Below are 22365 nucleotides of genomic sequence, written 5' to 3'. Positions count from 1 at the left end.
GGCATGGGTCGCGGTGCGGCTACGAGCCGCCGCGACACTGAAACGGATAGCCATCCGCTTCAGCCGTCCAAGCTAGCGGATTATGATCCGCTTCGCAACGAGGGCTCACGGGAGGTAAGCCCGATCCAGGGCCTGCTGCACTACATTCAGGACGAACGCGACGAACGATCCGGGAGAGCCAATGACGACGACGGGATCGGTCAGCCCCCGGCGTGCGGACACCCGGCGCAACCACGAACGCATCCTCGCCGCGGCCGCCGGGTCACTGGCCAGCTCGGACGAGGTCTCGTTCAACGCCATCGCGAAGAAGGCCGGAGTGGGGGTCGGCACCGTGTACCGGCACTTCCCCACGCCGGAAGCGCTCATCCTGGCGGTCTACCAGCGCGAGGTACAACATCTCGTCGACGTCGTGCCGAGCCTGCTCGAGAACCACACCCCCGAACAGGCCTTCCGCACATGGACCACCGAGCACCTGGCGCACTACATGATGACCAAGCGCGGCCTGGCCAACGCGCTTCGCGCCGCCACGCCCTCCCGCGGGGAACTGCCTCCGAATGCTTACGAGGCCCTGGTCGGTGCGATCGCCACACTGTTGAAGGCCAATGTCGATGCCGGAACCGTCCGTGCCGACCTCGATCCGGAAACCGTCCTGCGTGGCCTGGGCGGCCTCCTGTACCTCGACCGCAGTGCCGACTGGAAGAACCAGACCGCGTGTCTCACCGACCTGCTGTGGCGAGGTATGTGCGATCGCTCGAATTGAGCACAGGGTAGTCGCCCTGTCACGTGGCCCGCCGCCACCTTTATTCCGCGGGTTCAGGGTTCAATACCCGGTGGCCCATGTTGCGCGGCGGGCCGTACTCACGCCATGGGTCGTCATGGGACTCAACCGCGGCGTATGAGGAAATTAGTGGCGGCGGCCGCCAATCCGTCGAGTGCGCAAACACACTGTCACTGATCTCCATTCGGGATGTGTCGACCGTGCAGCGGAGTTGAGCCTCGATCAGAGAGATTCGAGAATCTCTGATCTTCGCATCGGTAAACCTGAACGCGATAGGCCCGAACTCGCTCCCTTCGAAGTTGAGGATAGCCTTGGGTCCGATCGTGGCCGCCTCGAACGAGAGGTCGTTGCACTCGAACTTTGCATGACGAAAGAAGAGGGTACTGCCCTCGACGCGTGCCCGGTAGAAACTCGCGCGACGCCCGATGAAGATAGCTCGATCAAAGAGAACGGCCGCACCCCGAAAATCGGCATTCACGAAGTTGGGAGAATCGAGCAGCGCGCCGGTAAAATTCAAGGTCAGCCCTGCCCAGGAAGCGGACGTGAGCGAGTCAGGGCGTAGATGATCCGCTATTGATCGAATTATCGTTCGACGGACCTCCGCTCCCCCAGGGGGTGAGTCTGCCGGGTTATACGGCATGCGGAGGTATGCACATAGGACGTCAACGCATGTCTGCCTCTGCGCGAGCCAGTCGTCGGCAAGACCAGCGATGGCGTAGACACCGGCAAGTCGTACAGCTGACTTCTCGTGACCCAACTGCACTGTGGCCGATCCGAAGCGCTCGTTGAATACGCGGGTATCTTCACGACTCTCCTGCGCGAGGGCGAGTTCGTGAGCGGCTTCAGCGAGGAGTTGCTTACGGTACGCCACGGTCAGCGCGACGACACCACCCATAAATGCGGCAGTGGCCAGGGAGAGCTGAAGAAGGGACACTATCTGACTGTCTGGCACACCGGCTAGACTTGGAGAGCGAGGCCACGTGACAGCCCAAACTGCAGCCACTGCCGCAGCCGCCGCCATGGCGAGCGCAATAAGAAGGGTTGCAGAAATTGCTACAAATAACGGCGGCTTATTGAATTTGCGCGTCGATGTCATCTGCGCACCGCAATGTACGAGCGAGACTGCTGCAAGCTTAGGGTCACCAGCGCTGCCTCCTAGCCCGAGAACCGAATGCAGCGATCGCGCAGTCGCGAGGATCACGACATGATCGCCTGCACTGGTATGAGCACCTGTTCCTGGCTCAGATACCTGGAAGCGCGGAGTGCGCAGTGCCGTAATCCGCTGAGGGCGGACGGGGCGGGGGCATGCCTGGGGTGCGCAGCCGATCTGAACCCGCTCCAACCAGGCGCCCGTCCGGGATCAGCGGACGGGCGAGAGACTCAAGCTTCTTGGCCTGCTGCCCGTCCCCCACACTTCGCCGACCGAAGAGGTCGTGCCCAGCCCCTCTGTAGAACGACCCGGTTATGGAGGGCAACACCGGCCAACGTCTGGCCCGAACCGGCCCGCCGACATCTCCCTCCCAGCCAGCGACCTCGTTTCGTGTCGTGAACTTTGTTCGTGGACGGCGCGGCTGCGGTCTCATGCGCAGCGGTTCGGCGAGGCCCGGACAACGTTGACCCTCGCCGACGAACGGCACGTCGGAACGTCCGCGAGAGGATCCCCCGTTCAGAAGACGCGCACGCACGCGGGAACGGGCTCAGTCCAAGCGATGCAATCGCGGCGGTCGTGACGTTGCTTGTGACACGAGCTGAAGGCCTGCGGCAGATCCAGTGCGGCTGGCGAGGCCGAGCGTGGCGCTCGTTGCAGAGCAATGGCCGCGGTGTACGTAGAGCGGCCGTCCCGTCAATGGCGACTCACCTGCTCTGCGCGCTTTCGGCTGGCGGCTGGTCGTCGAGGCTTGCGACGCGGAAGCCGGAGACGGCGAGCAGCAGCGCTGCGCTGATGATGCCCGCCGAGCCGATCCAGAGCGCAGGTCCTGGACCAGCGGTGTCGGCTAGCAACCCGCCCAGCGGGGCGCCGACCACGACGACGGCGCGGTTGAACGATCGCATCGTGGCGTTCGTCCGGCCCTGCAGCCGGTCCGGCGTGACGGCCTGACGGTAAGCCAGCTCGATCGGTCCTTCGGCGCCGAATCCCAGCCCGTAGATGAGCTGGCCCGCCGCCGCGACCACGACGACTGAGGTCCCGTCCGTTGACGCCGCGGCGGCGATGACCGCGATCCCGCCCGCCTCGATCACGCGGGAGCCCGCGATCGTCCCGGGGATGCCGACGCGGCGACCGAGGAACTCCGATGCGGAACTGCCGAGCAGCGCACCTACTCCGGCCAGGGCGAACGTCACGCCCAGGCCCATCGGGCCGATGCTCAGCTCCAGGTAGGCGTAGGGCACGTAGACCGTGACGAACACGGAGTTGAACAGGAACCAGCCGTGCGTGGAGAGCGCGAGCGGTCGCAGCGTGGGGTGCCGGTAGACCCAACTCGCGCCCTCGCGCAGCTCGGCGAGGACCGACATGGCGGTCGGTCGCGGCGCCGGGTCGCGCACAGGAACGGCGGCGATGAGCAGGCCCGACAGCGCGTAGCTCACGGCGTCGACGAGCACGGTGAGTGGTGCACCGATCGCGGCCACCAGACCGCCGCCGAGCAACGGGCCGGTCGTCTGGGCCACCGCGTCGCTCTGCTGAAGCCGCGCATTGGCGCGCGGCAGGAGTTCACGCGGGAGCAGGCGCGGCAGGAAGGACTGGTGGGCGGCAGCGTTCAGCACCGACAGCAGGCCGAACACCACCATCAGCGCCGCGAGCACCGGAACGTTCAGATGTCCGGTGGCGGCGAGCAGGGGCACTCCGGCCAGCACGACCGCTCGGCCGAGATCCGTGCCGACCAGCAGCGGTTTGCGGCGGACGCGGTCGGCCAGCACGCCTGCAAACAGTCCGACCGCGAGGTAGGGGACCATCCCCGCGCCTCGGACGATTCCGACGTCGGTGGCGGTGCCCCCGAGGTCGGCGACGATGAGCACACCGACGGCGAAGACGCTGATGTAGGTGCCACCGTCGGAGATCGTGGAGGCAGCCCAGAATCGGCGGAACCCCCGATGGCGGCGCAGCGGCGCGGTCTGGTCCGTCATGGGGACCAGCCGATCATGAGGCGAGCGTAGCCGTGCCCGCTTCGCCGCGACGGCGGAGAGCCCGGCTCAGGTCGGGAGTCCGTCGCGGGTGTGCTCGGCGAGATGTTCCGGAAGCTCGCCGGGTCCGTCGGTGATCGCGGTAAGGGTGGCGCTCGACGTGACGACGGTGCCGGGTTCGACCGGCCACAGCGGGTTGTTGCCGGCCGTCTCGCGCTCACCGGCGTACTGCCCACTGGCCGGATCGATCAGTAGCTCACGGGTTCGGGCGCCGACGTCGCAGGCCAACGCGACGCAGAGGCGACCATCGAGGTCGACGGCGTGCTCGTCGATATCGATCTCGGGACGCTGCAGCAGACCGCGATAGAGCACAGTGCGGAGGTCGGCGGGAAACAGGCAACTGCGTAGCGCATCGGCCACGTGCGTCAGTGGATGTGAGAAGCGGGTACGGGGGTGGTCGATCTCGAGTCGGGCAATGAGCCGGTCGGGATCGCGGGGTAGCGCAGCAAGGAAGTCCGGGCTGGGTGCGCGCCAGCTACCAGGACGCGGGCCCGGTCGCCGGTTCTCACGCTCGGCACGGAAATCGCCGTAGGGCGCGCGGACGCGGCCGGCGTGGTCCTGGTGGTCGAGGTCGATCCCGTCGGCGCGGGCTTCCTCTTCGGACCCGAGGAGCCACCATCGCCGCCCGGTGCGGCGCTGGTGGCCAATCCAGTCTCGGCTCGGCTGTGCCGGCACCCATCGGTCGGTGCGTAGCTCCTCCAACAGCATGTACCGGACGGTGGGTGTGCCGGATCGACCGCGCAGGAAACTGTGCGATCTCATCGCCCACGCGTGCGTTGACACGACCAGGTACTGGTCAGGGCCCAGTGGCTCGTCGGAGGCACGCAGCGCGTCGATCATCCCGCCCATCCTGCCGGGGCCGACATCGCCTGTGTCCACGCTGGACGCCGGCCCGCCAGGGGCACCGCGACCACGCAGTCCTCTTCGGCGGGTGATGGCGCCGCCGCTGATGTGGGTACAGCCTTCGAGGCGGGTCCGGATCCGGGAGGAGCGTGGTGTCGTGAAGGTCGGTGTGGTCGGAGCGGGTGCGGTCGGAGCGGCGACGGTGTTGTCGCTCGTCGAACGCGGGGGGATCTGCCGGGAGATCGTGCTGGTCGACAAGGCAGCCGAGCGGGCCGCCGGTGTGGCCACTGACATGCGCTATGCCGCCCCACTGTCGCCCGTGGTGGACGTGCGCGCTGGTGGGTATCAGGACCTCGACGACGCCGCGCTGGTGATCATCACGGCCGGAGTGAACGAGAAGACCGGAGGCGCCACCGACCGCTCCGATCCGCAGGGCCGTCTGCGCCTGCTGGACACCAACGCGAAGGTCTACGCCGACGTCGTGCCGCGGATCGTCGCAGTTGCACCCGAGGCCGTGTTGATGGTGGTCACCGATCCCCCGGACCCACTCGCGGATCTCACCCGCCACCTGGCCCGCCACGACCGGGTCTTCTCCACCGGCACGCTGATCGACAGCCTGCGCTTTCGCGTGCACCTGGCCGATCGTCTGCGGGTTCGCCCGTTGGACGTCCACGCGATGGTGGTCGGTGAACACGGCACGTCCGAAGTGCTGCTGTGGTCGTCCGCGGAGGTGGGCGGCATCCCGGTCCTCGACCTGCTCGACGACGGCGGGCAGCCGCTGGACGCGGTGCGCGCGGAGGTCGAGGAAAGCATCCGATACGCGAACATCACGATCATCGAGGGCACCGGAGCCAGCCAGTACGGCATCGGGGCCGTCTCCGCGCGCCTCTGCGAGGCAGTGCTGCGGGACGAACGCGCCGTCCTCCCGGTGGCCGCCTACAACCCCGACTTCGACGTCACTTTGTCCTTGGTCAGCGTGCTCGGCGCCGGTGGTGTCATCGAGATGCACCAGCCGCGGATGACCCCGGAGGAACGTGCTGCCCTCGACCGCAGCGTCTCCACACTCCGCGACGCCACACGCCGCGCCCTCGCGGCCGTCGACCAGTAGCCCTCCGCCGGCCCCAGCTGAACGAACACCAGCGTCCCCCGGGCTCGTTGCGATGATGCGCTGTGTAACCAGATCTTGACCGTTGGACAGGTGCCCGCCTAGCATCCCCAGTCACATCTTGAAACGATTCAAGACCGCAGCCACGTCTGACAAAGAGGTCAAACGATGCGCAAGCCCACGTCCCAGCGAGCGCGGGCGCTCGTCGCCCTCGCGGCAGCTGCCGTCGTCGCCACCGGGTGCAGTGCCGGCAGTCTCACCTCGAACGGGGGCGACGGTGAGGGCGTCACGCTGTCGTTTCTCACCAGCAACGGCCCCGAAGACATCGCAACCGCCGAGGGCCTGGCCAAAGCCTTCATGGCCCAGAACTCAGGCGTGACCGTCGAGGTCGAGCAACGCCCCCAAGGCACCGAGGGCGACAACCTCGTCAAGACGCGACTCGCCACCGGGGACATGGCGGACGTCTTCGTCTACAACTCCGGGTCGCTCCTGCAGGCCCTCGACCCGGCTCAGACCCTTCTGCCCGTCACGGACCAGCCGTGGACCAAGGACCTCGACAAGACATTCGTCGACGCGGTGTCCGGCAACGGCCAGGTCTTCGGCGCCCCGGTCGGCACCGTCCAGGCCGGCGCCATCATGTACAACAAGGCGGTCTACGCGCAGCTCGGTCTCAAGATCCCGCAGACCTGGGACGAGTTCATGGCCAACAACGCGGTGATCGCCGAACGCACCGACGCCGCGCCGGTGATCCAGACCTATCGGGAGACCTGGACCTCACAGCTGTTCGTCCTCGGCGACTTCCGCAACGTCCTGCAGTCCGAGCCGAGCTTCCCCGAGCAGTACACGGCCGGCAAGGTCAAGTACGCGACGTCCGCGGCGGCATTGCGGGGCTTCCAGCACCAGCAGGCGGTGCACGACGCCGGTTACATGAACGAGGACTTCGGATCCGCCACCTACAACGACGGGCTGCGGATGCTGGCCGAAGGCACGGGCGTGCACTACCCGATCCTCACCAGCGCGATCGGTGAGCTCGTCGCCAGCCACGCGGACGCGGTCGCCAACATCGGCGTCTTCGCGCTGCCGGGCCCCGACGCGGCGACGAACGGCCTCACCGTCTGGACGCCGAATGCGGCGTACACACCGCAGACGACGCAGGGCCCGGTGCGCGACGCGGCGCTGCGTTTCCTGGCCTTCATCGCCAGCCCCGCCGGCTGTCAGGCGATGACCGAGGCGGCAACGCCGACGGGCCCGTACGTGGTGCAGGGCTGCGAGCTCCCCGCGGACGTGCCGCCGGCGGTGCAGGACATCCAGTCCTACCTCAGCCGGGGCGCCGCGAGCCCGGCGCTGGAGTTCCTCTCACCCGTGAAGGGTCCGAACCTCGAGAACCTCACGGTGGAGGTCGGCTCCGGCATCCGCTCCGCGGAGGACGCCGCAGCTCTCTACGACCAGGACGTCGCTCAGCAGGCCCAGCAGCTCGGCCTCGAGGGCTGGTGACCGGCCCGCGCTGAAAGCCGGCAGACCCGACCGGGTCGCCGAGCCGGCTCTTCCGACGAGCCGGCTCGGCGCCCGGACCCGCGCAGGGAGGCGCACGATGGCGACGAACACGATGGTCGAACCTGCGGCGCCGCCCGGCCGCAGCACCCGGCCCGTCAAGGCGGGCGGCAAACGGAAGAGCCCCTACCCGCACTGGTTCTATCTCCCGGCGGCGATCGTCTACTCGGTGCTGTTCCTGGTGCCCACGTTCGCGTCCTTCTACTTCAGCCTCACCCGGTGGACGCTCTTCGACACCGAGTTCATCGGCTTCGGCAACTTCGTCACGTTTTTCGAGCAACCACAGCTCGTCACCGGCCTGGTGAACACGATGATCTACGCCTTCGTCACGTCCGGGGCGAAGGTGGTGCTGGGCCTGCTCCTCGCGGTGTTCCTCACGTCGCAGATCATCGCCCGCGGATTCCTGCGGTCGGTGATCTTCTTCCCGGTGCTCGTGAGCACCGTCGGTGTCGGTATCGCATTCCAGGTACTCATGGATCCGCAGGACGGGCTCATCAACGACTCCCTCGCGCTGCTGGGAATCGACGGGCCGGGATGGCTCACCGATCCCGACCTCGCGCTGCTGTCGATCGCCGGAGTCGACGTCTGGAAGGGTGTCGGCCTCGCGACCGTGATCTACATCGCCGGCATCGTCTCGATCCCGCAGGAGTACCACGAGGCAGCGAGGGTCGACGGGGCCAACTCCTGGCAGAACTTCCGGCACATCATTCTCCCGCTGGCGCGGCCCGCCACCGCCACGGTGATCATCCTGTCGCTCATCGGAGGGCTGCGATCCTTCGAGCTCATCTGGGCGATGACACGCGGTGGGCCGGGCTACACCTCCGACGTGATCGCGTCCGTCATCTACAAGCAGTACCAGGCCGGCTTCTACGGAATCTCCACCGCGGGCAACGTGGTGCTGTTCGTGGTCGTCACGGCGATCGTGCTGCCGCTGACTCTCTTCCTCAACCGGCGAGAGGTGGAGATGTGAACCGCACCTACCGCTATTGGGCCAGCACGCTCGGCCTCGTCCTCACCGGGGTCATCTTCGTCGTCCCGTTCGCGTTCATCCTGCTCACGTCGCTGAAGACGCGGCAGGAGGCCAACCTCCTCGAGTTCTCCTGGCCCACCGAGATCGCTTTCGTCGACAACCTCGTCGAAGTGATTCAGGCGCGCGATCTGATGCTCGTGATCGCCTTCATCAACAGCACCGTCCTGACGGTCGCCAGCGTGGCCGGCATCGTGGTGCTCTCCGCGATGGTGGCGTTCGTGCTGCAACGGCGGAAGACGCGCTGGAACCCGTTCATCAACTTCCTCGTGCTGTCCGGGCTCATCATCCCACCGGCCGTGGTTCCGACGATCTGGGTGCTCCAGGGGATCAGCCTGTTCGACACCATGCTCGGGCTCATTCTCGTCGAGGTGGCGTTCGGTCTGTCGTTCTCGATCCTGCTCTTCCGGGCCTTCATCTCGACGATTCCGCGGGAGATCGACGAGGCCGCCATCATCGACGGTGCCGGCCCGCTGCGGGTCTTCTTCCGCATCATCCTGCCGCTGCTGAAGCCGGTGGTCGTCACGGTGATCGTCGTACAGGCGGTGCAGGTCTTCAACGACTTCGTCAATCCCCTCTACTTCCTCCCCGGCAATCCCACCGTGCAACTCACGCTCTACAACTTCCAGAGCCAGTTCCAGACGAGCTACAACCTGCTCTTCATGGACATCCTGCTCATCACCATTCCGCCGCTCGTGATGTTCATCTTCTTCAACCGCCAGATCGTCGCCGGGATGACCTCCGGCGCCGTGAAGGGCTGAGCAGCCCACTCCCCTCCGTCGATCCGTTCCAGGAAGGACGTCCGTGACCGCTGCGCCGTCGACCCGCGTCATCCGCACCACCGCCGAGCACGCCACCGACCGCAGCACGGTCCCCACACCGACGCCGCGCCTGTCCTGGGTGGTCGAGACCGACGTGCCGGACTGGCGGCAGGCGTCCGCCGAGGTGGAGCTCACGCCCACCGGTGGCGGGGACGCGACGACCGCCCAGCTCGACAGCCCCGACTCGGTGCTCGTCGGCTGGCCCTTCGAACCGCTGGCAGCCGGCGACGAGGTCGCCGTCCGGGTGCGGGTCACCGGCGCCGACGGTGGGACCTCCGCGTGGAGCGAGCCACAGCCCGTCGTCGCGGGCTTCCTCGCCGACGGGCAGTGGAGCGCGCGGATGGTCGGACTCGCCGACCCGCAGCAGCCGGCGCAGCCGGTGCTCGTGCGGCACGCCTTCACCGTCGACCGCCCGGTACGGCGGGCACGCCTCTTCGCGACCGCGCACGGCGTCTACCAGGTCGCGGTCAACGGGCGCGACGTCGACGACGAGGTGCTGAAGCCGGGCTGGACCGCGTACCAGTGGCGCCTCGTTCACGAGACGACCGACGTCACCGACCTCCTCGTCGACGGGGAGAACGCCGTCGGCGTCCGCCTGGCGGGCGGCTGGTGGACGGAGCGCTTCGGCTTCCGGGACGCCGCCGCGCGCGTCTACGGCGAGCAGCCCGCGATCGCGGTGCAGATCATCCTGGACTACACCGACGGCACGAGCGAGACGATCGCCAGCGGCGAGGGCTGGCGGGCGAGCGGCGACGGCCCGACGACGCGCAGCGGGATCTATCTCGGCGAACGCTTCGACGCGCGGCTCGAGCCCGCGGGCTGGTCGAGCCCCGGCTTCGACGACCGCGCCTGGTCGCCGGTGCGGGTCGACGGGGACTGCCCGGTGCCGCAGGCGCGCCGCTCTCCGGGCGCCCGCCGCGTCGCCGAGCTCCCGGTCCGGGAGGTCGTCACGACACCGAGCGGCAAGACGGTGCTCGACTTCGGTCAGAACCTCGTCGGTTGGCTGCGCATCACTGCCCGCGGCGAGGCCGGAATCACGATCACGCTGAAGCACGCCGAGGTCCTCGAGAACGGTGAGCTCGGCACGCGACCGCTGCGCGCGGCCGCGGCCACCGACACGTTCACACTCGCCGGTACGGGCGAGGAGACGTGGGAGCCGTGGTCGACGTTCCACGGGTTCCGCTACGCGCAGGTCGACGGCTGGCCCGGCGAGCTCGACCCGTCCGACGTCGTCGCCGTCGCCGTGAGTAGCGACATGCGCCGCGCCGGCGAGTTCGAGTGCTCGCACGAGCAGCTGCAGCAGCTGCACGAGAACATCGTCTGGGGGATGCGCGGCAACTTCCTGCACGTCCCCACCGACTGCCCGCAGCGCGACGAGCGGCTCGGCTGGACCGGCGACATCCAGGTCTTCGCGCCGACCGCCACCGACCTCTTCGACTGCAACGGCTTCCTGGCGAGCTGGCTGCAGGACCTCGCACTCGAGCAGGAAGCGGCGGGCGGCATCGTGCCGTTCGTCGTGCCGCACGTCCTCGGCAGGCCCATCCCCGCGGCCGCCTGGGGAGACGCCGCCACGGTGGTCCCGGCGGTGCTCCACGAGCGCTACGGCGACCGGCAGGTGCTCGTCGACCAGTACCCGAGCATGCGCTCGTGGGTGGAGACGATCCTCGGGCTCGCGGGCGACCGCCGGCTCTGGGAAGGGAAGTTCCAGTTCGGCGACTGGCTCGACCCGGCGGCGCCGCCCCAGCGGCCGGGAGAGGCGAAGACCGACCCCGACATCGTCGCGAGCGCCCACGTCTTCCGCTCCACCGACATCCTCGCCCGCACCGCGGCGCTCCTCGGCCACACCGAGGACGCCGAGCGTTACCGGCACATCGCTGAGGAAGTGCGCGCCGCCTTCCTGCGCGAGTACGTCACGGGCGCCGGACGGATGCTCTCGGACACCCAGACCGCGTACGCGATGGCCCTCGAGTACGGCATCGCCACCGACCCGCAGATGCGCGAGCAGATGGGAGACCGGCTCGCCGATCTGGTCCGCGCGGCCGGGTACCGGGTGGCCACCGGTTTCGTCGGCACCCCGATCGTCTGTGACGCGCTGACGAGCACGGGGCACGTCGACGTCGCCGGTCGCCTGCTGCTGCAGACCGAGAACCCCTCGTGGCTCTACCCCGTGACGATGGGGGCGACCACGGTGTGGGAGCGCTGGGACAGCATGCTCGAGGACGGTTCGATCAACCCGGGCCAGATGACGTCGTTCAACCACTACGCGTTCGGCGCGATCGCCGACTGGATGCACCGCACCGTCGCCGGCCTGGCACCCGCCGCGCCCGGGTACCGGGAGCTGCGGATCGCGCCACATCCGATCGCCGGGCTCGACTTCGCCCGGGTCGCGCACGAGACCCCGTACGGGCGGGCGGCCGCCGGCTGGGAGCGAACCGCGGGAGGCGTCGTCGTGACCGCGGTGGTGCCGGCCGGCACCACCGCCATCGTGCACCTGCCCGACGGGTCGGACCCGCTGGTCGTCGGCTCGGGATCGCACTCCTGGACGGTCGCCCTGAACGGCCGGACCGCACCCGACGGCGCGGTCTCGCTCGACTCCGAGCTCGCCGACATCGTCGACGACCCGGCGGCGTACGCGGCCGTCATGGGCACGCTGCGCGAGTACGACGAGGAGCAGGCGCGCGAGTTCCGCGACACCACCCGGTGGGTGCGCGGCAGCCGGCTCGTCGACGTCATGCGCCGGATCCCGCCCGTCGTCCAGACCGAGGTCGCCGAGGCCCTGGCCGGCGTGACCCGGGCCCGCAGTGCGGGATGAAACGTTCCATCCGGCCCCTGTCCACCGCAGGCCCCGGCGCCTCGTCGAGGCCTGAGGATGCGCCACCACGAGGAGACGCTCGCGGCGTTCGTCGCCGACGTCCGCGGCGAGCCGGACGCCGTGGGCGTCGTCGTCGTGGGGTCGGTCGCCCGGGGTACCGAACGCGCTGACTCCGACCTCGACGTGTACCTCGTCGCCACCGACGAGGCGTTCGCCCGCGCGGGCGAACGGAACCGGCTGAGCTACGTCCGGCGGGACGTCGCCACGTATCCGGGCGGGTACGTCGACGTGAAGGTCGCGACGGAGCACTACCTGGCGGTGGCGGCCGAGCGCGGTGACGACCCGGTGCGGGCGTCCTTCGCCGGGGCCCGCGTGGCCTGGTCCTGCAGCGACGACCTCGATGATCTCGTCGCGCGCGTCCCCGTCGTGCCCGACGGCGCGTGGGAGACGCGGGTGGCCTCGTTCATCGCCCAGGCCCGGCTGTACGGGGAGTACTTCCTGCCCCAGGGCGCGAAACTCGGCAACGACTTCCTCCGCCACCACGCCGCCGTCCATCTGGTGACGGCCGCGGGCCGCGCCCTGCTGGCGCAGCACCGCGTGCTGTTCCGGGGACCGAAGTACCTCGAGGAGACCCTCCGGACGCTCGACCGGCTCCCGAAGGACTACCTCGACCTCATGTCCCGTGTGCTGACCGATCCCACACCGGACGCCGGGGCGGCGCTGCTGGCGGCCCTGGAGGCCTTCCACCCCTGGCCGTTGCCGGCCGCGGAGACGCTGTCGGTGTTCGTCCGCGACAACGAGCTCGCGTGGCTGACCGGCACCCCGCCGCCAGAGTTCTCCTGACTACCGCTGCCCGAACCGCAGCGTCGGCACCGCCCGTAGCCCCGACGTCGCCGGCCGCTGTGCGAGCTCCAGGTCCTGCATCGTGAACCGCTTGCCGTCGATGGAGTTCACCGCGGCGACGGTGGCGGCGAGCTCGGTGTTGGTCCGCAGCGCGCCGAGCCCGGTGCCGAAGACACGCACGACGACGGTGTTCTCGCCTGCGCGCAGCGCGTCGGTGACGTCGACGACGTAGGGCGGCGCCCACGCCCAGCCGCAGTCGACGTCGTTCACGATCACCTGGGCGACCTCGCCCACCGGTGCAGCGACTTCCGCCCGGTACGACGCTCCGCGCAGCGCCGGCTCGCCCGGGACGTCGCGTGCCTCGGCTCTCACCGGACCGAGATCGAGCAGCACGCGCCCGCCGGGACCGTCGCCGTCGACGATCACGGTCGTCTCGTAGGAGGCGCCACCCGAGTAGTCGGCCCGCCCGGGGTCGTCCTCCCAGCGGTGCGGCAGCACCACGTCTGCCCGATCCTGGGGAGCGTCGGCGTACACGACGGTCCACGGCCCGGTGAGCTCGACGGCGTCCGCATCGCCGTCCGGCGGTGCGGCCAGGACGTTCTGGTCGGGCGCAGGGAGCGCGACGATGACTGCGGCCTCGTAGGGCTGCAGGTCGAGCGGCACCCCGCCGTCGACGACATCCACCCGGTGGGCCCGCCCGGTACGCGCGTCCCACCGCTCGACCGCCACGGCGTCGTCGCGGGTGCGCAGCACGAAGGACTGCGGGTGCGGACCGGTGTTCACGACGAGATAGACGTCGACCTCCCCGGCACGGCGGTGCACGACACCGACGTCCGGCGTCGCAGGGCTGGTCGGGGCGTCCGGAGGCACGACCGCGGCGAGCGCAGGCCGTAGCGCATCGACGTCGTCCACGGCGACCCAGCCGTCCCTCTCGACGGCGCCGCCCACGGTGACGACGGCACCCCCCGCCGCGGTGTGCTTCTCGAGCAGCCGCGCCGTCTCCACCGGCAGGTCCCGGACGTACGGCAGGACGACGACGCGGTACCGGCTCCAGTCGGTCTCCCGCAGCGCGATGTCGTCGACGAGGTCGTAGTCGTACCCGGCCTCGCGCAACGCCGCGGGAAGCGCATCGCCGATGTGCGCACGGGTGGCGCGCCACAGGTCGAGGTAGCCCCGCGTGCCGGGTTCGAAGCGCAGCGCGGCGTCGCGGCTCGGCGCGTAGAGCGCGACGTCGACGACCGGGTGGCCCTGCCGCAGCAGCCAGCTCAGGCGGTGCAGGTAGCCCGCGAGTGCGGGCATGGCGGGCCACCACGGGTTCACGTCGCTGAGGGCACCGGCCGCGTAGAAGATCCAGCCGGGCGGCTGCGTGCCGGGCGGCGAGTACGGCCAGCCGTGCCCGATGAGCTGGTTGACGCCCAGGAGCAGGTGCTCGTGGGCCTCGCCGACCAGATCGAGCGGCGTGGCGGCCAGCGACGGTGAGTGCACCCAGGTCCAGGTCTCCGACGAGACGACCGGCCGCTGGTACAGGTGTGCCGCCGACGTGGCCCACTTCGTCTGCGTGACCGACCGCCACCCCCAGCCCTCCCCCTCGGGCAGGTCCGCGTGCCGGTACGCGCTCAGCGTGCCGGGCGGCTGGCCGTAGCTCTGGATGCGGAACAGGACGTCGTGCCGCTGCGCCCACTCCCGCACCACGGCGACGAAGTTCTCCTCGTAGAGCTCCCCGAGCGTCGTCGCGACGTCGGCGCGGACCCGCTCCGAACCCTCGCCGCGGGTGTGCAGGAGCGGTAGCTCGGACAGGAGGTCGTAGCCCCGGCGGGCGCGGAACTCCTCCGGCAGCAGAGGCGTCCAGTCCGCGCCGTACACCTCGAGGCTGTCGCAGAACACCGCGGTGACGAGCTCGCTCGGGACCGCGGCGAGGATCGGATCGGCGACGGCGCGCAGGTGCGTCTCGGTCGCCGTGCGGCTCAGGTGGTCGAGCACCGGCCCCTCCGCGCCGACGGCCGCCCGCTTGACGTTCTGGCCGGTCGGGCTCGACAGAGCGAGAAGGACGACGCGCGGCCCGGAGCCGTCCGGAATCTCGACGGCGCCGTCCCGGACCGGCAGCTGCCGCCACCGCACGGGCGGCTCCTGCAGAGAACCGTCGCCGACGTACGTGGCGACGAACTGGTCACCGGGCCAGGCCTGCGCGACGGGGAGCCGGGCGGCGCGCGGCGGTACCTCGCGCATGTCCCAGCGCAGCTGCCGCGCGGCCGTCTCGTCGGTGATGTGCGGGCCGCCGAACGACCACCCGCTGCCGATCGTGACGTCGAAGCGCAGGCCGAGCCGGGAGGCCGTCTCGGCGGCGAACCGCAGCCGGGACAGGAACCGCGCAGAAAGGAAGCCGCCCGTGGCCCGGTCCGCCTCGGACGTCGACAACGGGTACGTCGAGCAGACCTCGACGCCGCCGATTCCTGCGGCTGCCATGACCTCCAACTCGCGCGCGAGCTCGGCCTCCTCGACGAAGGGGCCGAACCACCACCAGCGCATCATCACGCGGCTGTCGGGCGGCGGGGCGGCGAAGCCCTCTCGCAGCGTCCGGGCGGTCGGCTCGGCAGACGTCATCGTCGCGGGCTCCCTTGATCAGCGTGTGTGAAACGTATCAAGGTCACACTGCGCGTGGCAGGCTCGATCGACGGAGCTAGCGAGGCACCGCGAGGACGTCCCGGACGACGTCCTCCAGCGTGACGCCTGCCAACTCGCGCCTCAGGGCCTCCTCGATGCCCTCGTAGATGCCCTGCATCACCGGCTGGATGCCGTGACCCACCACGCACCCCTGGTCCGGGGTGGCGCGGTGCATCGCGAACAGCGGGCCGGGTTCCACCGCCTCGTACACGTCCAGCAGGGTCATCGACTCCAGCCCGCGCGCCAGCACCCAGCCTGCGCCCACGCCCCGTCGGGACTCCACGAGCCCGGCCCTGCGCAGCTCGCCGAGCAGCCGCCTGATCACCACGGGATTGGTGTTCGCGCTGGTCGCGATCTGTTCGGACGTGGCGACCTCATGGCCCTGGCGCTGGTAGAGGCCGATCCAGGCCAGAGCGTGGGCGGCGATGGTCAACCTGCTGTTGGCGCTCATGGACCCTCTCTCTCCGCCGCAACGATCCATGTTACGACCGGGCGCAGTTGTAACAGAAGCTGTTGCTATCGATCGTCGTAACAACTAGCGTTACGACGGCCAGGGAAGCTCGATCAGCGAGGTGGGAAGAAATGAACAAGCCGCTCACGGGCAAGGTCGCCCTGGTCACCGGGGGGTCCCGCGGGCTGGGAGCCGCGACCGTACGGCTGCTGGCCGAGCGGGGCGCCGACGTCGCGTTCACCTATGTCAGCTCCGAGAAGAAGGCGCAGGCCGTCGTCGACGAGGCGCGCGGCACGGGCGCGAAGGCCGTTGCCTTCAAGTCCGACCAGGCGGACATGAGCCAGGCGCAGGTGCTGATCGACAACGTGGTCGCCTACTTCGGCAGCCTGGACATCCTCGTCAACAACGCGGCGATCTCGCCGGAGCAGGGCCGCACGGTGGACGACCCGGATGTCGACACTGCTGCACTGGACCGGATGCACGCCACCAACTACCTCGGCGTGATCGCCACCATCCGAGCCGCCTCCCGCGTGCTTCGCACGGGCGGCCGGATCGTCACGGTGAGTTCGGGACTGGGCACCCGGGTCGGCGTGCCGGGCCTTGCCGACTACTCGGCGACCAAGTCGGGGATCGAGAGGTACACCCTGGGCGTCGCGCGGGACCTCGGGCGCCGGAACATCACGGCCAACGTCGTGGAAGCCGGATTGATGGAGAGCGGAATGGAGCCGCCGGATGCCGAGACCCTCAACGTCATGCTCAGCTCGCTGTCCCTGCAGCGTATGGGCCGGCCCGAGGAAATCGCCGCGGCGATCGCCTTCCTGGCGAGCCCCGAGGCGTCGTACGTCACGGGCGCGGTGCTGGACGCCCACGGCGGCTACAACGCCTGAACCGGAGCCCGGCTCGGGGTGCGCGCCGTAGGAATCGCCCCGCTCTAAGGGCGGTCCGCCTCCTGCGAGATGCGGGCCGCCTTCGGCCGCACCGCGGGCTCCGTTCGGGGCAGCACCCGGCACAGCGCGTCCAGCGCGCCCGACCAGGCGCTGTCCGACGGGGTGGCATAGCCCACGACCAGCGCGTCCCCGCGCCGTACGGGCTCACCGCCCGACTCCGCGTCCCCGTCCGACGCCGGTGCTGCGGCCCCGTCCCGTGCCGACTCTCGCCCCCCGGTCGACCGGAGCGCGAAGGACCCGAGACCCTCCACAGCGAGACCCTGCGCGGCTGCCGCGGAGACCACGGACTGCTCGGTGCCCGGCGGGAGTTCGACGACGGCGTGCAGCCCCGCCGCGATACCCGACACGCTGATGCCGGGCGCGTGCTCCGCGATGGCCGCGACCAGCTGATCTCGGCGGCGCCGGTAGCGCAGCCGCATCGCCCGCACGTGCCGGTCGTAATCCCCGGACGTGATGAACTCCGCGAGCGTCAGCTGGTCGAGAGCGCCGGGAGCCCAGTCCACGTGCCCCTTGGCCTCGACCGCCTCGTGCGACACCGACCTGGGCAGCACGATCCAGCCGATGCGCAGCCCCGGCGCGAGCGACTTGCTCGCCGTGCCGAAGTACACGACCCGCTCGGGATCGAGCCCCTGCAGCGCACCGACGGGCTGACGGTCGTAGCGGAACTCGCCGTCGTAGTCGTCCTCCAGGACCAGTCCGCCCGTGGCACGCGCCCAATCGACCGCGGCGGCCCGCCGATCGGCGCGCAGGGCCCCTCCGATGGGGTACTGGTGCGCCGGCGTCAGCAGGACGGCGCCCGCACGCTGGAGAGGGAGCTCCTCCGTGCGCGTGCCGTCCTCGTCGAGGAGGAGGGGGTGGGTGCGCAACCCCGCTTCGGTCAGCAGGTCCTGGTACTGGGGGACGCCGTACGCCTCGATGGCGACGGTTCGTACACGGCGCGCGCTCAGCACCCCGCCGATCAAGCGCAGCCCGTGTACGAAGCCCGCGCAGATCAGCATGCGCTCGGGGTTGGCGTACACACCGCGTGCTCGGGCCAGGTAGTCGGCGAGGGCGGTGCGCAGTTCGATGCGACCCCTCGGGTCGCTGTAGCCGAACGCCTCGTGCGGCGCGGCCGTCAGAGCGCGCCGGGCCGCCGACAGCCACTGTGCACGCGGGAAGCTCGCGAGGTCAGGGTTGCCGGGCAGCAGGCTGTAGGTGGCGCCCGCCGTCCGGATCGGCGAGGGCCGCTGGTGCACGATGCGTTCCGTGCCACTCGCCGGTGCGCTACGGGGTTCGGCACGCTGGGCGACGCGGGTGCCCGAACCCTGCTGCGAGGTGAGCCAACCCTCTGCGACCAGCTCGGCGTAGGCATCGGCGACGGTGTTGCGGGCGATGGACAGGTCAGTGGCGAGAGTGCGGGACGAGGGCAGCCGGGCGCCGGGGGCGAGGCGTCCCGTACGGACGGCCTCACGCAGGGCATCCATGAGGGAGGCCCGCAGGCCGTGGCCGCCGTGCAGGTCGAGATGGTCCAGGTACAGGTCGGCTCCGAGGCCCTCGGAAGACCCCTTGTCCCTGGGTAAATTGGCCCGCTTCCCTGCCATGTAAATGCACCATACCCGTGCCCCACTGACCGCTTAGCGTGGGAGCCATGACGACGAACGAACGCCTTCCGGAAAAGGATCCGAGAATCGATCTAGCCACGCCGGCACCCGACGTCTTCAAGGCCCTGATCCGCCTCGACACCGCCGCACGGAGACCGAACTGGCCCACCTGATCGGCGTCATCACGGTGATCAACGCCGTCAACCGCGTGAGCGTGACGGCACGGAACGTACCGGGCCACTACACCCCGGCACAGGCGCACTGAGCCTCCACCCACCTGCGGCGAGCGATCCGCCGCCGTCGTGCCCGGGCCGTGGGAACCGGCCGCGCACAGCTGTCTTTTCGGTAATTCCGAGGTTCGAACCAATACATCCTCGGCTCGACCCTGCTCATTTTCCGCCACGTCACCGGCCGTCGACCTGTTCATTCCGGCCACCCCAGTCACAAGGGAGAGATCCATGAGTTCACGCACCGCACAGGAAACAGTCGGCGAACCGCCGCCCGGAATCAGCAGCAAGCTCGCGGTCCTGCTGGCCGTCGCCAGCGGGGTGGCGGTGGCCAACATCTACTACGCCCAACCCCTGCTGGACCAGATCGGGCGCGACCTCGGAGTCGGGCCCGCGGGACTCGGGCTGGTCACGACCGTGACCCAGGTCGGCTACCTCCTGGGCCTGATCCTGATCGTGCCGCTCGGCGACCTGATCAACCGGCGGGTCCTCATCGTGGCGGGGTGCGTGATCGCTGCGGCGGCCCTGGTCGGCGTGGCGGTGTCACCGCAACCGCTGATGTTCCTCATCGCCAGCGGCGTCGTCGGAGTGGCGTCCGTCGTGCAGCAGGTCATCATCGCCTACGCAGCCGTACTGAGCAGTCCCGAGTCGCGGGGCCGCGTGCTCGGCATCGTGACAAGTGGTGTCGTCATCGGCATCCTGCTCGCCCGTACCGTGTCCGGGCTGCTCGCCGATGCCCTCGGCTGGCGCTCGGTCTACGTGGTCTCGGCGCTTCTCATGCTCGCAGTCGCGCTCGTCCTGGCCCGCAAGCTGCCGCCGGAAACCACCAGGAGCGCCGTCTCGTACCGCCGCTTGATCACATCGGTCGTCACGCTGACGGTTCACGAGCGCGTGTTCCGCGTCCGCAGCCTGATCACGCTGTTCATGTTCGCCGGGTTCGGCGCCCTCTGGGGCTCGATAGCGCTGCCGCTGACGGCGGCCCCGTTGAACCTGTCCACCACCGAGGTGGGCCTGTTCGGCCTCGTCGGTGCCGCAGGAGCGATCGGGGCTGCACGTGCGGGCACCTTGGCCGACCGTGGGCTGGCCCAGTGGGTCACCGGTGTCTCCCTCGTTCTGTTCCTCGCTTCCTGGGCACTGATCGCCTGGCTTCCGACCTCTCTGATCCTGCTGATCGTCGGAATCGTCGTCATCGACCTGGCGGGACAGGCCATCCACGTCACCAACCAGCAGTTGATCGTGGAGATCGACCCCAATTCCAGCAGCCGCCTCATCGGCAGCAACATGGTCTATTACGCCATCGGCACCGGCCTGGGCGCGATCGCGGCGACCGTCGCCTACAGCGCATGGGGCTGGACCGCCGTCTGCGTTCTCGGCGCGGGCCTCAGCACTGTGGCACTCCTGATCTGGGCCGTGGACAGGATCTCGGTGAACCGCGGCGAGTCACGAGCGGCGACATCTCGGACAGGCACCGCTCCGGCCCCGGCCGGACTGCCCGAGAACCGGCCGACCACGAGCGCCGCGTAACGAGAGCGCAATTTCCTCAGCAACCGAACCGGCAATCATCATTCTCAGGAGTATTCATGGCGACCACCGACAAGAATGCTCTGTCCGGTCGGGGCTGGAGAGTGGTCCTTGCCGACGCACCCGGCGTGATCGGGCAGCGGCAGCAGATTCCCCGGTTGATTCAGGCCGGGCACGATCACACCGAACCCGCCGCGGACTCCGGCTCGACCTCGGCCCCCGCGCCCGGGAGTGATCGAGAGGTGCCCGCCAACCCGTGGCCAGCACTCTGGGCGCTGGTGCTGGGGTTCTTCATGATCCTCGTTGACTCGACGATCGTCTCGGTCGCAGTTCCCGCGATCATGGCCGACCAGGGTGCCGACGTGGACTCGGTGGTCTGGGTCACGAGCGCCTATCTGCTGGCCTATGCGGTGCCGCTGCTGATCACCGGCAGGCTCGGTGACCGGTTCGGCCCCCGCCGTGTCTACCTCGCCGGGCTCGCGGTGTTCACGCTGGCGTCACTGTGGTGCGGGCTGGCCAGCAGCATCGGCGAGCTCATCGTGGCGCGGGTCGTTCAGGGCCTCGGCGCATCGCTGATGACCCCCCAGACGTCGGCAGTGGTCACGCGGCTGTTGCCCGCCGAGAGCCGGGGCAAGGCGATGAGCCTCTGGGGCACCACCGCCGGGGTGGCCACGCTCGTCGGGCCGATCCTGGGCGGAGTGCTCATCGACGGCCTCGGCTGGGAGTGGATCTTCATCGTCAACGTGCCGGTCGGTGTCGTCGGTTTCGTGCTCGCGGCCCGGCTGGTTCCCGAGCTGACCACTCATGTCCACCGCTTCGACCTGCTCGGAGTGGCGCTCAGCGCCGTCGGCATGTTCCTGCTGGTATTCGGGATCCAAGAAGGGCAGACCTACGAATGGGGAACGATCACCGGTCCGATCTCGGTGTGGTCGCTGATCATCGCCGGCCTGGTCGTCATGGGGGGTTTCCTGGTGTGGCAGGCGCACAACCGCTGTGAGCCGCTGGTGTCGCTGGCGCTGTTCCGCGACCGGAACTTCAGCCTGGCCAACATCGCGATCGTCCCGGTGGCCATCGCGATCACCGCGATGCAGTTCCCGATCATCTTCTACGCCCAGGGTGTGCTCGGGCTCAGCCCCACGGGTTCGGCACTGCTGCTGGTGCCGATGGCGATCGTCTCCGGCGCTCTCGCGCCGTTCGTGGGCCGGTGGACCGACCGCGTCCACCCGAGCTGGATCGCCGGGTTCGGGATCGTCTCCTTCTCCGCAGCGCTGCTGTGGCTCGCGGCCGTCATCGGGTCGGCCACGCCGATCTGGCAGCTCTTGCTGCCGGTCGCGCTGCTGGGCGTGGCCAACGGGTTCGTGTGGGGCCCGATCGCCACGACGGCGATGCGGAACCTCCCTCCCGCGGACGCCGGCGGCGGTGCCGGGATCTACAGCACCACCCGTCAGGTCGGGGCGGTGCTGGGCAGCGCCGGCATCGCGGCGCTGATCGAGTCGAGGCTCGAGGCGAACCTCCCGGCAGCACCCGGCGGCGGCAGCCCGGAGGTCGGGATCGGACAGCTGCCCGAGGCGCTGCACGCCGGGTACGCCACGGCGATGGCGCAATCGCTGATGCTGCCCGCTGCGATGCTGCTGATCGGGCTCATCGCCGTGCTGGCATTCGCCCGGCCGCGGCACCTGATCCGCCCGCCGGCCGCCGAGGCCGCGGCGCAAGCACCCGCTGCGCTGTGACACCCGACTCGAACCGGGACCCGACATCGGGAGGCCACGGCCGCCGATGCGGAGATCTTGGTCTCCTTTGAGGGATGAGGGTTGACCACAGGTGCTGCCGCACCGCCCACTGGACGAGCACAACTCTCAGGCGCCCCTCGACGTGAACGGCTTTTCGGGCCGGTCGGGCGCTCTTGGCCACGACCTCGCGCTGGCCGTATCAGAACGTGTAGAGCCCGATCGATCGCCAGAACGTTCCCCGTCACCGCACCTGCGGGCCGGCGGGTTGCTGCGATCCGTCGTCAAACGGAA

17 protein-coding genes are annotated in these 22365 nt (G+C 69.6%); 11 read left to right on the top strand and 6 right to left on the bottom strand.

The features are described 5' to 3' along the window. Positions 1–181: 181 nt before the first annotated feature. Positions 182–760: a TetR/AcrR family transcriptional regulator gene (locus tag ABD743_RS19360; protein ID WP_344723514.1), complete on the top strand. Its 579-nt coding sequence runs from the start codon at positions 182–184 to the stop codon at positions 758–760. A 40-nt stretch (positions 761–800) separates the two neighbouring features. Here ABD743_RS19360 and ABD743_RS19355 read toward each other — a convergent pair whose 3' ends face one another. The 3 genes from ABD743_RS19355 to ABD743_RS19345 form a co-directional block, all read right to left on the bottom strand. Beyond that, a complete protein-coding gene (locus tag ABD743_RS19355) occupies positions 801–1712 on the bottom strand; it encodes a hypothetical protein (RefSeq protein WP_344723513.1) in 912 nt (303 codons plus the stop codon). A gap of 920 nt (positions 1713–2632) precedes the next feature. Beyond that, entirely contained in the window at positions 2633–3898 is a 1266-nt protein-coding gene (locus ABD743_RS19350) for an MFS transporter (protein ID WP_344723512.1), read from the bottom strand. Positions 3899–3964: 66 nt separating this feature from the next. Beyond that, positions 3965–4834 (bottom strand): hypothetical protein, encoded by an 870-nt coding sequence (locus ABD743_RS19345; protein ID WP_344723511.1) that lies wholly within the window; start codon positions 4832–4834, stop codon positions 3965–3967. A gap of 121 nt (positions 4835–4955) precedes the next feature. On the opposite strand from ABD743_RS19345, the gene ABD743_RS19340 reads away from it, so the two are divergent. The 6 genes from ABD743_RS19340 to ABD743_RS19315 all read left to right on the top strand — a co-directional run bounded on the left by ABD743_RS19340 (position 4956) and on the right by ABD743_RS19315 (position 12957). Beyond that, the gene (locus ABD743_RS19340) at positions 4956–5906 is read left to right on the top strand and encodes a lactate/malate family dehydrogenase (RefSeq protein WP_344723510.1); all 951 of its coding nucleotides are present in this window, start codon (positions 4956–4958) and stop codon (positions 5904–5906) included. A 165-nt stretch (positions 5907–6071) separates the two neighbouring features. After that, positions 6072–7397 carry an ABC transporter substrate-binding protein gene (locus ABD743_RS19335; RefSeq protein WP_344723509.1) on the top strand — a complete coding sequence of 442 codons (1326 nt, stop codon included), beginning with the start codon at positions 6072–6074 and terminating at the stop codon, positions 7395–7397. 97 nt (positions 7398–7494) lie between these two features. Beyond that, positions 7495–8424, top strand: a complete 930-nt coding sequence (locus ABD743_RS19330; RefSeq protein WP_344723508.1) for a carbohydrate ABC transporter permease — start codon at positions 7495–7497, stop codon at positions 8422–8424. After that, a complete protein-coding gene (locus ABD743_RS19325) occupies positions 8421–9242 on the top strand; it encodes a carbohydrate ABC transporter permease (RefSeq protein ID WP_343982696.1) in 822 nt (273 codons plus the stop codon). The genes ABD743_RS19330 and ABD743_RS19325 overlap by 4 nt, the downstream gene beginning before the upstream one ends. A gap of 43 nt (positions 9243–9285) precedes the next feature. Next, positions 9286–12114: an alpha-L-rhamnosidase gene (locus tag ABD743_RS19320; protein WP_344723507.1), complete on the top strand. Its 2829-nt coding sequence runs from the start codon at positions 9286–9288 to the stop codon at positions 12112–12114. A 57-nt stretch (positions 12115–12171) separates the two neighbouring features. Then, on the top strand, positions 12172–12957 hold the full coding sequence (locus ABD743_RS19315; RefSeq protein WP_344723506.1) for a nucleotidyltransferase domain-containing protein: 786 nt from the start codon (positions 12172–12174) through the stop codon (positions 12955–12957). Here the strand turns inward: ABD743_RS19315 and ABD743_RS19310 are convergent, their stop codons facing one another. Both ABD743_RS19310 and ABD743_RS19305 read right to left on the bottom strand, forming a co-directional pair. After that, positions 12958–15558 (bottom strand): glycosyl hydrolase, encoded by a 2601-nt coding sequence (locus tag ABD743_RS19310; RefSeq protein WP_344723505.1) that lies wholly within the window; start codon positions 15556–15558, stop codon positions 12958–12960. It abuts the gene before it with no gap. 76 nt (positions 15559–15634) lie between these two features. Next, positions 15635–16069, bottom strand: coding sequence for an Rrf2 family transcriptional regulator (locus tag ABD743_RS19305; protein WP_344723504.1), 435 nt, complete (start codon positions 16067–16069; stop codon positions 15635–15637). 131 nt (positions 16070–16200) lie between these two features. Here ABD743_RS19305 and ABD743_RS19300 point away from each other — a divergent pair, with 131 nt between their 5' ends. Next, positions 16201–16956 (top strand): SDR family NAD(P)-dependent oxidoreductase, encoded by a 756-nt coding sequence (locus ABD743_RS19300; RefSeq protein ID WP_344723503.1) that lies wholly within the window; start codon positions 16201–16203, stop codon positions 16954–16956. 44 nt (positions 16957–17000) lie between these two features. Here the strand turns inward: ABD743_RS19300 and pdxR are convergent, their stop codons facing one another. Continuing rightward, entirely contained in the window at positions 17001–18596 is a 1596-nt protein-coding gene (gene pdxR / locus ABD743_RS19295) for a MocR-like pyridoxine biosynthesis transcription factor PdxR (RefSeq protein WP_344723502.1), read from the bottom strand. A gap of 47 nt (positions 18597–18643) precedes the next feature. Here pdxR and ABD743_RS19290 point away from each other — a divergent pair, with 47 nt between their 5' ends. The 3 genes from ABD743_RS19290 (at position 18644) to ABD743_RS19280 (ending at position 22074) form a co-directional block, all read left to right on the top strand. Continuing rightward, positions 18644–18769, top strand: coding sequence for a hypothetical protein (locus ABD743_RS19290; protein ID WP_344723501.1), 126 nt, complete (start codon positions 18644–18646; stop codon positions 18767–18769). Between the two features lie 285 nt (positions 18770–19054). Then, positions 19055–20347 (top strand): MFS transporter, encoded by a 1293-nt coding sequence (locus ABD743_RS19285; protein WP_344723500.1) that lies wholly within the window; start codon positions 19055–19057, stop codon positions 20345–20347. Positions 20348–20403: 56 nt separating this feature from the next. After that, positions 20404–22074 carry a DHA2 family efflux MFS transporter permease subunit gene (locus ABD743_RS19280; protein ID WP_344723499.1) on the top strand — a complete coding sequence of 557 codons (1671 nt, stop codon included), beginning with the start codon at positions 20404–20406 and terminating at the stop codon, positions 22072–22074. Positions 22075–22365: the final 291 nt, after the last annotated feature.

The sequence above is a fragment of the Pseudonocardia yunnanensis genome, assembly GCF_039534065.1.
Taxonomy (GTDB): domain Bacteria; phylum Actinomycetota; class Actinomycetes; order Mycobacteriales; family Pseudonocardiaceae; genus Pseudonocardia; species Pseudonocardia yunnanensis.
Note: the sequence above shows the minus strand (reverse complement) of the source record. Positions and strands in the feature narration are given on the sequence as shown.

Bases quoted from the DNA above. Each gene is read 5' to 3' on its own strand.
- ABD743_RS19360 (WP_344723514.1), top strand. From the start codon at position 182: ATGACGACGACGGGATCGGTCAGCCCCCGGCGTGCGGACACCCGGCGC.
- ABD743_RS19350 (WP_344723512.1), bottom strand. From the start codon at position 3,898: ATGACGGACCAGACCGCGCCGCTGCGCCGCCATCGGGGGTTCCGCCGA.
- ABD743_RS19335 (WP_344723509.1), top strand. From the start codon at position 6,072: ATGCGCAAGCCCACGTCCCAGCGAGCGCGGGCGCTCGTCGCCCTCGCG.
- ABD743_RS19330 (WP_344723508.1), top strand. From the start codon at position 7,495: ATGGCGACGAACACGATGGTCGAACCTGCGGCGCCGCCCGGCCGCAGC.
- ABD743_RS19315 (WP_344723506.1), top strand. From the start codon at position 12,172: ATGCGCCACCACGAGGAGACGCTCGCGGCGTTCGTCGCCGACGTCCGC.
- ABD743_RS19310 (WP_344723505.1), bottom strand. From the start codon at position 15,558: ATGACGTCTGCCGAGCCGACCGCCCGGACGCTGCGAGAGGGCTTCGCC.
- ABD743_RS19305 (WP_344723504.1), bottom strand. From the start codon at position 16,069: ATGAGCGCCAACAGCAGGTTGACCATCGCCGCCCACGCTCTGGCCTGG.
- ABD743_RS19300 (WP_344723503.1), top strand. From the start codon at position 16,201: ATGAACAAGCCGCTCACGGGCAAGGTCGCCCTGGTCACCGGGGGGTCC.
- pdxR (WP_344723502.1), bottom strand. From the start codon at position 18,596: ATGGCAGGGAAGCGGGCCAATTTACCCAGGGACAAGGGGTCTTCCGAG.
- ABD743_RS19290 (WP_344723501.1), top strand. From the start codon at position 18,644: ATGACGACGAACGAACGCCTTCCGGAAAAGGATCCGAGAATCGATCTA.
- ABD743_RS19285 (WP_344723500.1), top strand. From the start codon at position 19,055: ATGAGTTCACGCACCGCACAGGAAACAGTCGGCGAACCGCCGCCCGGA.
- ABD743_RS19280 (WP_344723499.1), top strand. From the start codon at position 20,404: ATGGCGACCACCGACAAGAATGCTCTGTCCGGTCGGGGCTGGAGAGTG.